Raw genomic sequence first — 15,726 nt, 5'->3', positions numbered from 1 at the left:
CTGTCCATGCGCCTTCCAGCTTCACACACCTGCATCAGCGGCCAAACCTCAGCCAGCCGCGTCACTAACCCGTCCGATCAGCACACCTAGAGACATCCGCTGCCGTCCGAAGCCCTGCTCACCGACGCCGAAGCGAACGGCAAGCAGGGCACGTTGCCGGGATGACGATCGAGTACGAGACCTGCGAGCCTGGCGTTCTCTCCCTGACGGCGCCGAGTCCGGCGACCACGGGCTGAAAGGACGGTGGCTCGGACAGTCCTCGGTAAGCCTCGGGCCCAAGGCTATGCCTCGAACGTCACGTCGGCCCGGTCACTGCCTCGCCATAGATATTCCGTCAGTTCTTCCCCAGCCGCCCGTTCCGCCGCCGGGTTCAGTGGCAGAGGCCAAGAGACTGCGGTGTAGAGCGCGCGACGGTGGAGGTCCATGGTGGCTCGGAACAGATCGCCATAGGCAGCCGCGTTCGGGATCAGCGAGAACCGGTGCAGCAGCCACGCCAGAACCAGCGCGATCGGCGGCAGCCAGGGCACCCACCAGGCCCAGACCATCCCGAGCACGACCCAGATGACATACGTAACCGATCGTTGAAGCGCCGCATGGGCGGCCAACAGGTCGGCTCTCGACTGGTCTGGAAGAAGGGCCCAGAGGTGCGGCCAGCATTTAACCGCGTCGAGGCCGTACTTGTCCTTGGCCTCGCTCTCGGCGGCTCGCAGATACATTCCCAATCGGGTGGGCATATGCAGCGCCGCGCGGGGCGGACAGCGCCGCAGTTCGAGGTCCGCGCGCTGGTACTCCCACTCTTGTTCCGAGTCCGCCGTTCCGTTCGCGATCAGGGGCGCGAGTTCGTCGAAGCGGTCCTGCAGCGGATGCAGACGCCGGGTCTGTCGGTCGGTGAGGTACCGACGCACCGAGCGGAGGGGCGGCCACCAGTAGCCCTGCAGGCCACGAAGTACGGGCTGGGAGACCCAGTTCACGAGTTGAGCCGACACGGCGATGATGAGCAGCCCTGCGACGAGCGCAAGAACCTGCAGGACGACGGGCTGTGTCTGAAGGGACTTCGCCCGGTCGACCAAACCGGCGGTGCCATGGGCGTGGGCGTACGCGGCGGCTCCCAATGCCCAGAAAAGCAGTGCGGGAAGAGCGACGGCGAGCCACTTCTCACCGAGCTTGGTGCCTATGCTCTCCCAGAATTTCCCCAACACCTCGATGCGCTCCCGTCAGACCTTGACCAGGGTGACGCCGTGTGTGGTGCATCGGGGGATGTCCTGTCCCACGTGCCGCCGCCACCAGACAACGTCCCCGCCAACCGGACAGACGAACTTGGGGCCCGGTCGCACGATTTCCCCGTCTCCCGCCGGTCCCGACGTCGCAGACCCGCGAGTCCCTGGGGCGATGAAGTCCGGCGGGACATCGAACTCCAGGAACTGCGAGACCCACACCTCGGTGACCGGATTGCTCTCCAGTACTCGCCGGAGGCGATCCGCAGTATCCGGTTCGGCGCTCTTCTCCAGTAGCTGGGCGAGTTCGTCGTCAAGGCGTGCGGCCGACCCTGGCGAAAAGGCGAGGAGGTTAGGGAGATACGGGCGGATCGCACGAGCAGCATCCAGGATCCCCGCCGGGTTCGGATCGTCCGGGGGCGGCGGGGCGTCTTCGATTGGCACCACCTTAGGGTGCCACAGTTGGCCTTTCCGTAAAATAAGTTGACATACGCGGGCTCGGCTTCCATGGACCCGCGGGGCATCGGCCCACCGGACTGTCGTGGCAATCCTGTTGTGTACCCGTCGCCCCGGGAGTTCTCGTCTTCGAATACACCACAGGCATCACCCTTGCTACGGTCGTTGAACCACGTGCCGGTCGCCCAGGCGCAGGCGTGGGCGGGGCCCGTGTCCCGGGGGGACAAGTTCGCGCGGTGGAGTGTGATGGAGCCTGAAAGCGTCTTGGCAGCGGCAGCGACGCTGCTGACCGAACTGGGGGAGGCAGCCGGGCTTCGCAAGGATCTCAGCGCGATCCTCGCAGACAATGACGGAGCCGATCCCGAAGTCCTCGCTGATGACGTGGTGAGTGCGGTGCTGGCGCATCCCGAGGCCATCACACGCTTCGAGGAACTGCTGGAGCCAACGGAGGCCCGCCGCGCTGTCTGCCGCGAAGAGGTTCTTGATGCGGTCAGACTCGCCGACTCGGTACCGGCACTCGAAAGTGCGGCCGATCCCTCGGTGTATTGCGGGTATCCTCGCATCGAGGCTCCCGGCGAGGTCGTCGCGGGCTGGGAGTTCCGCATCGTTGTAGGGCTGTCGCCAGAGATCATCGGTTCCGTGGTGGGCAATCCGGTGCGCAGCGATGGCTTCTCCTGGCCCCTCACCGTCACCGTGCAGACCCTGGCCGAGGGCTTCACCCTGGTGGAGGGCGACTCTTGGACCGTGGACCTGCGCGTAACCGAGACGGAACGCTATCCGTGTCACGTTCTGAGAGTCCGCGCTGATTCGAAGAATCGCCGGGTATGGTCCGGGACACTGCACGTGCTCTACAGCGTCGCCGGCGAGGTGGTGGGGCTGGGCGTGCGCTCCATCGCCGTCGTCAGCGACCCCACCGTGCTCGGTGAGTGCGCGGAGGCGACGAGCGGCGCGCCCCGGGCGCTGCTGCTGCCCCGGGGAGACGAGCCGGCCGACCTCACCGTCACCATCCTCCCGTCTGAACGTTCTGGACGCTTCCATTTCCAGTATCAGTCGCCCCATGTCCGGGTGCCCGGTCTACCGGACGAGTGCTACGTGGGTGATGACGCCGCGCAGTATGCCACCTCCCTGATCACCAGGATGGCGAGTCGCAGGGGACGGCCCGATCTCATGGCTTTCATGACCGGCCTGGGCAAGGAGATCACCGATGTGATGCCGACTCGCCTGTGGAATGTGCTTGCACAGGTGGCCGAGGCCGTATCGCCTCGGGTGCCCACGGTGTTGCTCCAGTCGGCCGAGGCGTATATACCGTGGGAGCTGGCCGTCGTCCCAGACATGCTGTCCAGCGACCGGCCTGCGTTCCTGGGCTGCCAGGTCACGCTGGGCCGCTGGGTACTCGCCGACCGGCGGATCACGGTGCCGCCGCCGATGGTGGTGCGGGCCGCCTCCATGACGGTGATCTCCGGTGTCTACGAGACCGACGGCTGGCAGCGGCTGCGTGAGGCCGAGTTGGAGGCCGCGACGCTGCGGGCCAGCTACGGCGCCACCAGTGTCGAGGCGAGTCTCACCGACGTTATCAGCTACTTCCGTGACGGACCGATTGCCGGAATCGTCCACTTCGCGGGACACGGCCAGCATACAGAGGGCGGCTGGGACAACGGGCTGGTGATGATTGACGGGATGACGCTCGATCCGACCACCGTTAAGGCGTACGACTTCCCTGGCGATACCTTTGTCTTCCTCAACGCCTGCAAGGCGAGCGCCGTGCAGGGCGTGTTCGGTGGCTACGCCGGGCTCGTGCAGGCCTTTCTCTACGTCGGAGCCGGTGCAGTCGTATCACCTCTGTGGTCCCTCGACGACCGGGACGCGCGGTGTCTCGCCCTGGCCTTCTATCATCGCGTGCTGAAGGGCGAGAAGCCCGCGGAGGTGATGCGCTCGTTGCGTGCCGCGGCGACCGGGGGCGACACAGACCTTGCGTCTAGTGCGTTGGCGTACCAGTTCTTCGGACATCCACATATGCAGGTGGAGCGCGTCGGCCAGTTTTGCACCACGGGGGGTGATGCGGCGTGAGCCCGAAGAGGCCTAGCGCGCGGCCGGGCCATGACACGGCCGACGGACCCGGCGGAGGTACATCGCCGGGTGTCAGGGATCCGGAGCAGCTCGTAGAGGAACTGCGTTCCCGGCCGCACGACAGCACCGAGGAGGCCCTTCAACTGGTGCTGGAGATCACGGCCATCTGTGCGGAAAGGCTCCGCGCAGCCGAGTCCGCGTCGGGCGTCGACGAGGTCTTGCATATCCTCGAGCGCACGGCGGAGACGTTTCCTGACGGGCCACTGCATCACTACTTCGCCTTCGGCTCCGGTGTCGCGAACCTGGAGGCCTTCAAGATCTGTCGGGATTCCTCCTACCTGGCACGCGCGCTCGCCGGTCTGCGGCGCGCAGAGCACGACATCGCCTCGGAGTTCGGTGCCGTACTCGCCCGCTACACCCTCGCCAATGCCCTGCTGACCGCGTTCGAAGCAGGTGCGGTGGAGGAGGCCGCAGTGGAGGAGGCCATCGGGCTGCTTTCCTCAGCCATGCGAGAGAGCGATCCGCGCTACCCACGCCGGACCGACCTTGTGCGTCTGCTGGCAGTGGCGCAGTCGATCCGCTACCGGTCACAGCGCGGAGAGCGCACGGCGGCGGAGGAGTTCCGTTCGGCGCTGTCTCAGCTGACCCGGCAGCGAGCCCGAGAAGCCAGGGCATCGGCCCAGTGGCGGGATTTGGCCAACACACAGGGCTGGATGCTGCTCATAAGCTTCAACGTCGAAGGCCGACAAGACGACTTGGAGGAAGCGGTCCAGGTCTTGCGTGAGGCGGCGGACTCCGACGTCGCGGAACGCACCCATGTCTTCCTGGTTGAAGACGTCGTTCCGGACACTCGACGCAACCTCGCCGAGGCGCTGTACAACCGCGCACTGCGAACTCACCGGTCCCAAGACCTGGATTCCGCCGTGCAGCTTCTTCAGACGGGGCTGATCAACTGCCGACCGGCCCAGCGCCCGGACATGCTGCAATTCCTCGCCGATGCCAGCATCGTCCTGTACGACGCACGGGGTGATAGGAGTGATCTCGACCGGGCTGTCTCCGCGGGCGAGCTGGCGCTGGGGGTCCTGCCGCTGACCAGCAGTTCCTATACGGCAACGCTCGGTTGGGCCGCCGGTCTGCGCTCGGCTCTCCATTTGCGGACCGGCGAGCGAGCTCACATCGACCGCTCGGTGGGGCTGTGGCGGGAGGCTGCCCTTGCCGCTGAGGCACAGCAGACCAGCGCGTCCGAGCAGTTGCAGGCGCTCGGCGACTGTCTGATGATGCGACTCTTTCAGCACCCGCCGACCAACCCGAGAGGAGCGTGGGAACACCCTGCTGGCGACCTGCCTACCGCACTGGCCGCATTCGATAAGGCGGCGCGCCTCGCTCCGGTGGAGTCCGAGGAACGTCATCAGGCTCTGCACAATGCCGTCCTGGCCCTGATTTACTACGGAACATCCATCGGGGATGCCGCCGCCCTGGAGCAGGCCTGCCACCTCGGCGAGGACTTCCTGCACGAGAGCTCCGGATCGGCACACCGCAAGCAGTTCGGGCTGCTCTGTGCCAAGGCCCAGTCGGCCCTGGCCGAGTTGGACGGAGACCCAGGGGCTGGGAAACGAGCGCTACTGCGGTATCTGACCGCCGCAGAACAGCAAGAGGTGACGCAGGAAGCGGCGCTCGTCCCCGACAGTGCCATCGTTGGCGATCTGGCCCTTGAATCGAACGACTGGTCGCAGGCAGTTGCGGCCTACCTCCAAGTGTGGCTCAGTAGTGATCAGCCACGCGCCGAGTCACGTCCGGGGCACGCCACGCTCTGGGCTCATGCCAAGCGGCGTGCCGGTACGGGAATGGCTTACGCCTATGTGCGCCAAGGCCGGCTGGCCGAGGCGTTTCTCGTGTTGGAAGAGGTCTGCTCCAGCCTGGAGTCACTCGGTTCGACAGCGCCGTGGGGCACCGAAGCGCGATTGGTGCCACCCGCCCCTCTGGAGGAAGTCCAGCGGCGGCTGGACAACCAGCAGATCGTGCATCTCTTCACAACAGTTGAGGGCGGCGCCGCCCTGATCACGGACAGGAATGGAGTCCGCTCCGTGCTCCTGTCCGACTTCGACACCCATCGCGTGAACGACCTGTCACGGCGCTTCCAAGCGGCCGCCAACGAAGACCGGGCATCGATGCGTTGGGCAGGCGTGCTTGAAGAGACCTGTGCCGAACTGTGGAGCCGTTGCTTGGGCTCTGTGGCGCAGGCAGTGGACCCCGAGCGGCCCGTCGTCCTCATTCCCATGGGGCATCTCCGGCTGCTGCCACTGCACGCAGCCTTCCGACAGGACTCCGCTACCCCTGCCAAACGCCGCTATCTACTGGACGAGTGGCTGCTCAGCTATGCGCCCAGCGCTTCCTGCCTGACAGCTCCCCGCTCACCGCGCTCGTCCCGTGTGGGCATGCGGATCTACGGGTGCGCATATGAAACCGAAGCAGCCCCATCGCGGTGGCTCCGCCGCAACGACCTGTGGGACGGCATTCTCGACCGGGCCTCGATCTCCGAAGTACTCAACAGCGAGAGCTGCGTCGTTCACTTCACCGGACACGGGAGCACCAATCCTCTTTCTCCCCTGGACAGCTGGATCAATTTGGACGACGGGCGCCTCACGGTGCGAGGCATGCTCGCGCAGGGCATCCGATCGCCTCTCATCATCGTGTCGAGCTGCGACAGCGGCACGTATGGCACTACCGCTCTGTCGGATCCCGTCCCCTTGCCCTACTCCCTGGTGATCTCGGGAGCGAAGGGATGTGTGGCCGCACTCTGGCAACCGGGAGATCTCGCCGTCCGCTTGCTCACCACCTTCTTCTACGAGGAGTGGGAATCCCGATCCCCCGCTGAAGCCCTCCGCCTGGCCCAACTCCGCCTCCGAGACATGACCAACGAGGAACTCATCACACACATGCCAGAATTGGCCGACACCGCCCCGCAGTCCGCCCGATCACGAGCACGGTGGGCCCGCATACAACCCTTTGCCGGCATCGGCCATTGGGGAGCCTTTCTATATGCCGGAAGTTGAACTACAGCCCGTTGCTGAAGCCTCTCAAGGAGAGGTTATACATGCCTGGGGCATAATCTATTCCGATCTTCTTACCTGCGGCCGTGCCGACGACCAATACACGGCAGCGCTGAAGATCTCCTGTATACGTCCGTGGGTTCAGCAGGTTGTGAGCTCGAACGCTTCTGGACCGGAGAACATGACGCGGACGATGCAAGACCCCGCCAAGACTCGTCTCAGCGTGCGTGCATCAGAGGCGTCATCAATGTCAACGGTGCCTTTTTTGGGCCGAGCCCCCGGCTTGTGTCGATCGCCAACTCACCGTAACCGGGCGTGGGGGCCGTCCTCGTTCCTTGCCAGCCGGGACAGTTTGCGGGCGTGCGGCTTACGGTGAGGGCGCTGACGGTCGTGAGGCGAGCGCTTCGATGATGCCGGTCTGGTGGTAGATGTCGTTGGCCTGATCGGGGGTGACTGCGTACTGCGCGAGGCTGTTGATCTCCGCTCGGGCTGCGGCGATGTCTCCGGTGCAGGCCAGGACGACGGCGCGTTGTGACCGCAGACCCACGAACAGTTCGGGCAGGTTGTAGTCACGTGCGACGGGCATGAGCTGTCGGTCGATCAGGTCCAGGGCCGCTTGGGTCTCGTCGACGCGCATCATGGACTCGACCACGTCCTGGCCAAGGTCGATGGCGGAGCGCCACGCCCCGGTGAACAAGTACAGCTTCATCGCGGGGAATGCCATCGGGCCGTAGTCGGCATCGAGTTGACGGCAGCACTTGACGAACAGGGCGAAGCAGTCGGCGAGGCGTTTGAAGTCGTCGGGTGTCTCACTGCGCTCGCAGGCCTCCTGCAGCGCGGCAGTGTTGCCGACGAGGTGGTCGACCTCCAGGCCGAGGTGGCGACAGTAGGCGTCGGCGAGTTCCACGGCGGCCTTGCCAGCGTCCTGGTAGGCGCCCGCGTGGTAGAGGCCGTGTGCGTAGGCGTAGCGCAGTGCTCTCTCATGCGAAGACGCGGTGGGGAGCTCGGCGAGGGCTGCACGGAAGGCTGTGTCGAGGGCTTCGACCTCGCCGGTGTGCCCGTACAGGGTGAATTGCCGGGTGGCCAGGAGAACTCTCTCCCGCGGGCCGATCTGGCCGCCGCCGGTCTCGGTTAGGGCTTCCATGGCGTGCACGTGCCGTGCCCAGGTGTCCCAGTCGTCGTTCTCGTACGCCCAGGTGGCCAGCGCGTTGTGCGCTTCCAGGCGGCTGACGGTGTCCCGGCTGGTCTCCTCGGCCACGTCGGCGATCACTGTGCGCAGTTCACGAGGGTAGCCGCCTTCGTAGAAGCCTTCCTGTCCGGTAAGTTCGAGCAGGGTGTCGATCTGGCCAGTGCCAGCCAGCAGACGCATCCACCGGGCCAGCCGCAAAAGACCCCGATGCCCCTCGAGAAGGCTGCTCAGGGTCTGCGCGACGTGGCCGGTGGCTTCCTCGGACAGGCCTTCCGCGGCCTGCATGGCCAAGGGCTGTAGGGCGTCGTGGAGGGTGATGCGGCCGTCAGCGAAGGTCTGCATCAGCCCCAGCCCGGCGAGCTCGCGTGCGGCCCGGGCCACCGCGGCAGGCCGCACAAGACCGGCCGCCGCGGCTAGCTGCTGCAGTTCGGGGCTGCTCAGCGGGACCTCGGCGATCGATAGGAGACCGGTGACCGTACGCGCCTGCGCCGAGAGGTGCTCGAAGATCTGGGCCAGGATGTATTCCTGGGGTGTGGGGGTGAGGTGGGTTTGCGCTTGCACCGCCTCACAGAAGGCGGCACCGTCACGGGCGTAGACATCACGGGTGAGCACCGCAGAGCTGAGCACAAACAGAGGCAAGCCGGCCGTGAGCTCTAGGACGCGCTGCGCGGTGGGGTAGTCCAGGGTGCAGCCTTCGGCGGCGAACGCGGCGGCCACGGTGTCGATCTCCCAGCCGGGCAGCGACTCGGCGGTGATGCCCAGGTGAGCGGCGAGTGGGATCTGTTCCGGGCGCGGCTGTCCCAGCAGCGTGACGTGGGCCGTCGGCAGCGCATGGATGAGCAGCCGGACGTCATCGGGCGGAAGTTGGTGCACGTTGTCGACGACGACTGCGATGGTGATGCCGTCGGCCAGGTGACTGTGCACGGCCCGCAGGACGTCGACGCCGACCCCGCGCGGCAGGCTGACAGCAGCGGGTCCGCTCAGGTGCCGGGCCGCTATCTCCCGCGCCAGCGCCCCGGGTACCGCGGCGGGCGGCATCTGGGCGACGTCGAAGTAGGTGACCGGCAGCGGGCAGCGGGCGGCAGCGCGCGCCGCCCAGGTGGTCTTGCCCGCACCGGAGAACCCTGTCACCAGCCGCACCAGGTTCTCGCCGGTCAGCTCCGGCTCGTCGCCGTGCGGCCGGTAGACGCCGGGCGGCTGCGGGAAGGACTGCAGCTCCTTGACGAACTGCTCATACACCTCGGGCAGTTCATTGACGGCGAAGGCCTGGCTGTGGGCGCCCGTACACGCGTATTGAATGCGGGCAGCCAGCTTCCATACCAGTGTCTTCCCGTCGAGCGATCCGAACGGAACACGTTTGGCTTGCTCGGTGCACCACGCGAAGACACCGTCGAGATCGAGGGCGGTCGGGGGCAGCCAGGTCTCCTCCTCGTGGGGCCTGCCAGGCCACAGCAGCGACACATCCGTCGGCCAGTCGGCCTGCTTCATCCTCGTGAGCAGGTCCGGGCCCGGGGTGGTGTTGGTGACCACGATGAGCTTCGGTGTACCGGGGCGCCGGCCCGCCGCGTGCTCGGTGCGGATGTTCTTGAACTGCTCAACCGATCCCTTGACGTCCCCCCACGTCAGATTGCCCTGCCGGGTTTTGACCTGCAGATACAGATGCCGGGTAGGGAAGGAGACCTCAACGTCCTCATCCCGCTCCACCCGCAGCATCCGCGCCCCAGCCTCCTGAAGGCGCAGCAAGCAGCCCACCGCGTATAGATGTTGGTAGGTGAACCCGCTGTGCAGGGAGGTGATGCGCCGCAGCTGCTCGGCATCGAGCGGAGCGGCGGGGGACGGAACTGTATCCGGTTGAGGGACCTGGCCTGCCGACAAGGAGTCTTCGTACACGCCGCCAGGGTAACGGCGGCCCACGCGCAGCCTGCCGCGAGCGCAGGCGCCCAGGCGGTCGGTCCACGGCAGCCCTTCTGCGGCGCAGCGTCCCCCGACCGGAGCCGAGCGGATCGCAGCCCCGCCCAGCCGTAGCCTGGTCGTGGCAAGGCACGTCTGGCACCTCGTGGAGTGATGCAGTAGCGCCGGGCTGACGAGGCACTGTGGCGACTACAGGTCTTCTGTACTAGGTTTATGTCAGCGAGGCTGTCATCCGGGGAGTGGTGTGGACGAGAAGGCGTTCAATGCGGGCATCGGCAGGCGTGTGCGGGATGCCCGGCTGCAGGTCGGGCTGACGCAGGAGCACTTGGCCCGCAAAACGGGGCTCACCCGAGGGTCGATCACCAACATCGAGTCGGGCGCCCAAGCGCCGCCGCCCTACCGCCTGGCCCGGATTGCCGCGGCCCTGTCGGTGGAGCCGGCCGATCTGCTGCCGTCCCTGGAGCCGCAGGGGCACACCAGTGACCTCCCGGCCGACCTGGCGGACGCGGTGGCATCGGTCGTCTCCGCTGCCGAGACGATGGGAGCGCGTGATGGCCAGGGCTGATGCTGCAGCGAGGGAACTGCTGGCCCGGTTCGGGATCGACGAGCCACCGGTGGACCCCCGACTCCTGGCGGAGAAGCTGAACGTCCTTGTCGTGCACCAGGAGATGAAGGATGACGTGTCCGGCATGCTGCTGCGCCGAGAGGAGCAACAGGTGATTGGCGTCAATCAAAACCACGCCCCCAAGCGGCAGCGCTTCACGGTGGCGCACGAGCTCGGGCACCTCCTGCTGCATCGTGGCCGTCCGCTCATCCTCGACGCTCAGACCCGCGTGAACCTGCGCAACACCGTCTCCAGCATGGCGACGGACCGCGAGGAGATCGAAGCCAACCGTTTCGCCGCTGCACTCCTCGCCCCGGAGACGATGGTGCGACGCGAGGTCAAGAGGTTGCGGTTCCACACAGTGGAGGATCTGGTCGAGCAGCTGGCTGAGCGGTTCGACATGAGCCAGACGGCCATGAACTACCGCCTGATGAATCTGGGCATCATCTCCGACCCCAGCTGAGCCCGGTCGGTTCCTGGTGAAGGCCGCCTCGTGCGGCCTTCATTTGTGCGAACCTACGACAGTCAAACTGTCCCTCATGTGGATTGCAGTGCACGCATCCGGTGTGTTGTCCTTGATGCGGCGCAGGTGCCACACCGGCAACACGAGCACCACACCCGCGCGTCCAGCAGCCCTTGCGAGAAAGGCGCACTTCATGACCCACACCGGCTCGACGGCCCACGGTGTTCCTGTGTCGATCTTCATCGACGGCCACGAGTACCAGTCCCATGCACGCCGAGTGACCACAGCCGACCTGCGCCGCCTGCCACGGCCGCCGATCGCAGAGGACCGGCAGCTGTGGCTCGACATCCCCGACGCCCCGGACCGGTCCCTGGCCGACGGCGAGAGCCTCGACCTCGCCCCGGGCATGCGGTTCTTCTCCGAACACCCGATTACCCTCCACATCGACCGGATCGCCTACACGGTGACCCGCAAGCGGATGACGGGTCAGGAACTGCGCGCCCTGCCTACCCCGCCCGTCGCCCCCGATCGCGACCTGTGGCTGGACAGAATCGACGAGCAGGACAAGAAGATCGCTGACGACGAGGTCGTCAGGCTGCGCGACGGCATACGGTTCTTCACGGCGCCGGGGCGCATCAACCCCGGCGCCCGCTGAGAGAGAGGCGGGGGACCGTCATGGATCTGCCCGCTGAGGACCACGCGTACCTGAGTCGTGAGGGTTATGCCTACGACGTGTTCGACGAGGACGGCATGCTCTGCGTTCAGCTGAACGATGTCGCCCTGCCTCGCGGTCTGAACACCGCTCGGGCCGACATCCTGCTGCGCCTGGCACCGCTGTATCCCGATGTGCCCCCCGACATGTGGTGGATGGCCCCCGCAGTCACGACCGCTCGCGGAGCTGTAATCCCGGCCACCGAACAGCAGGAAACCCACCGAGGCAGGGCCTGGCAGCGCTGGTCTCGCCACCTACCCCCCGATGCCTGGCTCGCTGGAACTGACAGCCTCGAAAGCTACCTGGCCCTGATCCGCACCGAACTCCGCGAGGCGGCGGGAGCCACCGCATGAACACCACCACCCTGGTGCTGCCCCCGGACCTCGCCGACGCGCTGGGCCATCTCGCGCGGCAGCCGGTGGAGACAGGAGCGGTCCTCCTGGCCCGCCGTGCCCGATGTTCCGACGGCGGCCTGCGCCTGATCGGCGTCCGGCTCGTCCCCGTCCCCGTCCACACCTACCTGTCCCGCACGGACCAGAGTATGACCATCACCTCCGAGGGCTTCATGCCCGCCCTGCGCACCGCGGAGGAGACGGAGAGCGTGGCCCTGTGGGTCCACACCCACCCGTCAGCAGGCAGCACCCCGCGGCCGAGCCGTCACGACACGATGGTGGACCAGCAACTCGCCGACACCTTCGCCATTCGTACCGGCACAGGAACCTACGGCGCACTCATCCTTGGCCATCACGACGGACACCTCGCCTTCACCGGGCACCTCACCGGCGACGACCAAGCCGCCATCGACCGTATCTTCGTCGCCGGAGCGCGCTTCCGACTCCTGCAATCGTTCGACTCAGCAGCCCCCGATCTGCCCCACCTGCATGACCGTCACATCCGCGCATTCGGAACCGACATCACCCGCGTCCTCTCTCAACTGCGCATCGCGATCGTCGGGACTGGCGGAACCGGCTCCGCCGTGGCAGAGCAACTCGTACGCCTCGGAGTCCGCCAGTTCACGCTCATCGACCCCGACACGCTCTCCGACACAAACCTCACGCGGGTCTACGGATCCACCCCCCACGACGTGGGACGCCACAAGGTCGACGTACTCGCCGACCACCTCCGGCGCGTCGCCCCCGATGTTGCTGTCGCCGCGGTCGTGGGCAGCGTCAGCCAGTTGAGCGCCGCCCGGCAGGTCGTCGGAGCGGACATCGTGTTCGGCTGCACCGACGACGACGCCGGCCGTATGCGCCTGTCCCGTTTCTCCTCCATGTACCTCACCCCTCTCATCGACTGCGGCGTCCAGATCGATGCCGACGAGCACCACAGCGTCCGCGACATCATCGGACGCGTCACCGTCCTGCACCCGGGAGCCGCCTGCCTCCTGTGCCGGAGACGGGTCTCCCCACAAATCGCCGCCGCCCAGGAACGCTCACCCGCAGAACAGGCCCGACTCCAGCGCGAGGGCTACGCTCCCGTCCTCCCCGGCACCGAGCCAGCAGTGATCGCTTACACCACCGCCACCGCCGCCGCAGCGGTCAACGAATTGCTGGAACGCCTGGTCGGTTACGGCCCCGAACCTGCCCCCACCGAGACCCTCCTGCGCATCCACGACCGGAAGACCTCCACAAACACCCAGGAACTGCAACAGGGCCACTACTGCACCCTCACCGATCCACACAGCTTCGGAGACACCGACCGCTACTGGGGGCTGGCATGGCCAAGCACCGCCTGACCTGGCCCTGGTGGCGGCGCTGGCGCATCATCGCCACTGTCCCCAGTGTCTACGACACACCGGAACATCTCCGCCGCAAGCAGGCCATCATCGTCGGCACCGCCACCAGCCCCAAGTGGCTGGTCTTCGATTGCCCCTGTCGGCAACGGCACCGCGTCATGGTCAACCTGAACCCCGACCGGCGGCCGAGATGGACTGTGGTGAAGTCCTCACCACTCACCCTCACGCCCAGCGTGGACGAGACGCTGCCCGGCAGCCGCTGCCACTACATCATCCGCAACGGGCACCTCCACTGGGCCTGAGCGCAGACGTGTACCGGAGGTCAGGTCTCTTCCCTCTCCGACGGTGGTGTCGTGGTGAAGCTGTTGCCCGGGCATTCGACGGAGCCAGCGCTTTGCAGCAGATGGGCGATGTGTTGGCCCGTGGTCGTGCGGGGGCGCATCCAGTGCGGTGGAGCAGGCGCGGACGTGGCTTGCCCTCTGCGGACGCAGCTGGGGCTGGGTCACCACGGAGAGCCTGGGGGCGGCCGCGATCGGGACCTCGGAGGCCGGGCTGTCAGTTGTGGCGCTGGATCTGGAGGAGCTGAGCGGGCTGCGGAAAGGCGACCCGGCAGACGACGGCAGGTGGCTCGCATCTGTGCATCACCGAGGAGCTGGACGCGGCCGACCGCGCGGACGAGGCGCTCGCACGGGCGGAGCGCGGATTGCGGCGCACCGCCGCCGAGGAGCACGTCGGCGGCCGCCTGGACGACCACGTGTGTGCCCGCCACTTGCCTACGGGTCGGTCGGCCGAGGTGGTCTCGTGCGCTGGGACCGGTTCTGGGGGGCGAGCTGCGTGCCGCCGCTCAGGCCGTCGACTGCTGGGAGACGGAGCGCGAGGCGGCACTCGCGGCCCTGCGGGACGACGTACGCCGGGGCGCGACGGCTGGTACGGCGGGCCCGTGCTGCTCGACGACGGTGACCTGGATGCCGCCTGGCGGGAGGCGATCGGCCGTGCCGACGACCGGCAGCTGCAGCGGCTCGCCGACCTCTCGCGCGAGACGCGGCTGGTCGACGCGCTCGCGGTGTACCTGCGACTGGTGGGGCAGCTGAAGGAGCCGACCGGGGACCGTGTGTACGAGCGCATGGCGCGCCTGCTGCTCGATGCCCGTGCCTGCCATCGGGCGCTGGGCACCGAGGAGGAGTTCACCGCCTGCCTTGCTGCGCTGAGGACGGAGCTGAAGCGCAGGCGCAAGCTGATGTCCATCCTCGACCGGCACGGGTTGTGAACCCTGCTGGTGCGTCGATGGCGGCGGGTGAGCGGAACCGCTCTGGGGGGCGCGTCCGGGGCGGTCCTTATGAGTCCGGTTGTGAGCCCGAGTGTGAGCCCGGACGGCCCTGGACCCAGGAACACGGTATGGACAGGCCGGGACGTACCAGGACTCGCCTCAGCGCGCGTTCGTCCAGCTCAGGAGCATGAAAGGTGCCAACGCCCCCTTTCTTCCGGGGTATTCGGGCGTCCCCCGGCAAGTGATCAGTCAAAGTCTCATAATCCGTCGGCCGTGGGTTCGAGTCCCACCCGCCCCACCTATGCAGGTCTCTGACCTGCGGAAACGTTCTTTTTGGGTGTCGGATCGTCAACATCGCCTGAACGGACTGAATCCGCTGCTCGTGGGTTTGGGGTCCGGCGGCGGTCGGGGGAGTTCCAGCCCATCTGACCTGCGGCTGAGTAGATAATCGAGGGTGTCGCTCGCGGTCTGGGCGACTGCCTGGGGGGCGATGTCAAGACCCAGGGGCCGTACAGGGGCCGGGACGGCACAGACGTGTCCAGGCCGACGGTGTTTCGGCGCACCGGGCCGACGGCGGAGGCAGTGCTGATACCGGCGCGGCGGGTGCGCGGACACGGTAGGGCGACGTCGGCTGCCGTCTGTGCTGTGGAAAACCTGTCGCTGCTGAGGAAGTGTCCCGGCGATGGCCGAGGGGCAAGGAAACGGCCCGAAGGGGAAACGGCCCCGATGGGTCACTCGACCCTCTCGGCTGGCCTCGCGCCACAGTCGCTCCCCTGGAGAACTCCTGGCTGTCACGAACCGCTGCCACCGCAGCAGGTGCCATGGTTTTGCCAGTTCAGGTGAAGCCCGGCTGGAGTCGGCCCGACAGGTCCCATTCCGGGTGCGGCAAGAATGTACGGCGATCTGTCAGAGCGGTTCCTCTCACTCACCGGTTGGGCCCCGCCCGGGCGGCCGGACCGGCATGCGGGCTGGTCACCGGGGCTGCGCCGTGACCAGCTCGTCGGTGTACCGGCTGATGGTTTCCTCGGCGGTGGGGGCGGGGCCGAACAACTGCTCCT

The 15,726-nt window shown here is 67.0% G+C and carries 12 protein-coding genes; 9 read left to right on the top strand and 3 right to left on the bottom strand.

What is annotated here, in order from left to right; all coding sequences use genetic code 11:
- Window positions 1–281 precede the first annotated feature (281 nt).
- Entirely contained in the window at window positions 282–1,199 is a 918-nt protein-coding gene (locus tag FNH04_RS07495; RefSeq protein ID WP_152781608.1) for a hypothetical protein, read from the bottom strand.
- Between the two features lie 15 nt (window positions 1,200–1,214).
- The gene (locus FNH04_RS07490) at window positions 1,215–1,658 is read right to left on the bottom strand and encodes a hypothetical protein (protein ID WP_152781606.1); all 444 of its coding nucleotides are present in this window, start codon (window positions 1,656–1,658) and stop codon (window positions 1,215–1,217) included.
- Window positions 1,659–1,916: 258 nt separating this feature from the next.
- Between FNH04_RS07490 and FNH04_RS07485 the strand changes: the two genes are divergently transcribed.
- On the top strand, window positions 1,917–3,737 hold the full coding sequence (locus FNH04_RS07485; RefSeq protein ID WP_194236593.1) for a CHAT domain-containing protein: 1,821 nt from the start codon (window positions 1,917–1,919) through the stop codon (window positions 3,735–3,737).
- Window positions 3,738–3,883: 146 nt separating this feature from the next.
- The gene (locus tag FNH04_RS07480; protein ID WP_152781602.1) at window positions 3,884–6,790 is read left to right on the top strand and encodes a CHAT domain-containing protein; all 2,907 of its coding nucleotides are present in this window, start codon (window positions 3,884–3,886) and stop codon (window positions 6,788–6,790) included.
- A gap of 364 nt (window positions 6,791–7,154) precedes the next feature.
- Here the strand turns inward: FNH04_RS07480 and FNH04_RS07475 are convergent, their stop codons facing one another.
- Window positions 7,155–9,866, bottom strand: a complete 2,712-nt coding sequence (locus FNH04_RS07475) for a hypothetical protein (RefSeq protein ID WP_228031208.1) — start codon at window positions 9,864–9,866, stop codon at window positions 7,155–7,157.
- A gap of 265 nt (window positions 9,867–10,131) precedes the next feature.
- Here FNH04_RS07475 and FNH04_RS07470 point away from each other — a divergent pair, with 265 nt between their 5' ends.
- From FNH04_RS07470 to FNH04_RS07440, 7 genes are all read left to right on the top strand, one after another.
- A complete protein-coding gene (locus tag FNH04_RS07470; RefSeq protein ID WP_194236592.1) occupies window positions 10,132–10,452 on the top strand; it encodes a helix-turn-helix domain-containing protein in 321 nt (106 codons plus the stop codon).
- Entirely contained in the window at window positions 10,439–10,954 is a 516-nt protein-coding gene (locus FNH04_RS07465; protein WP_152781596.1) for an ImmA/IrrE family metallo-endopeptidase, read from the top strand. The genes FNH04_RS07470 and FNH04_RS07465 overlap by 14 nt, the downstream gene beginning before the upstream one ends.
- Before the next feature lie 193 nt (window positions 10,955–11,147).
- Window positions 11,148–11,609, top strand: coding sequence for a multiubiquitin domain-containing protein (locus FNH04_RS07460; protein ID WP_194236591.1), 462 nt, complete (start codon window positions 11,148–11,150; stop codon window positions 11,607–11,609).
- A 20-nt stretch (window positions 11,610–11,629) separates the two neighbouring features.
- Window positions 11,630–12,019: an E2/UBC family protein gene (locus FNH04_RS07455; RefSeq protein ID WP_152781592.1), complete on the top strand. Its 390-nt coding sequence runs from the start codon at window positions 11,630–11,632 to the stop codon at window positions 12,017–12,019.
- On the top strand, window positions 12,016–13,401 hold the full coding sequence (locus FNH04_RS07450; protein ID WP_152781590.1) for a ThiF family adenylyltransferase: 1,386 nt from the start codon (window positions 12,016–12,018) through the stop codon (window positions 13,399–13,401). Before FNH04_RS07455 ends, FNH04_RS07450 begins: the two co-directional genes overlap by 4 nt.
- Window positions 13,383–13,703, top strand: a complete 321-nt coding sequence (locus FNH04_RS07445) for a DUF6527 family protein (protein WP_152781588.1) — start codon at window positions 13,383–13,385, stop codon at window positions 13,701–13,703. The genes FNH04_RS07450 and FNH04_RS07445 overlap by 19 nt, the downstream gene beginning before the upstream one ends.
- A gap of 638 nt (window positions 13,704–14,341) precedes the next feature.
- The gene (locus FNH04_RS07440) at window positions 14,342–14,668 is read left to right on the top strand and encodes a hypothetical protein (RefSeq protein WP_152781586.1); all 327 of its coding nucleotides are present in this window, start codon (window positions 14,342–14,344) and stop codon (window positions 14,666–14,668) included.
- The last annotated feature ends 1,058 nt before the right edge of the window (window positions 14,669–15,726 follow it).

The sequence above is a fragment of the Streptomyces phyllanthi genome (assembly GCF_009377205.1).
GTDB lineage: Bacteria > Actinomycetota > Actinomycetes > Streptomycetales > Streptomycetaceae > Streptomyces > Streptomyces phyllanthi.
Note: the sequence above shows the minus strand (reverse complement) of the source record. Positions and strands in the feature narration are given on the sequence as shown.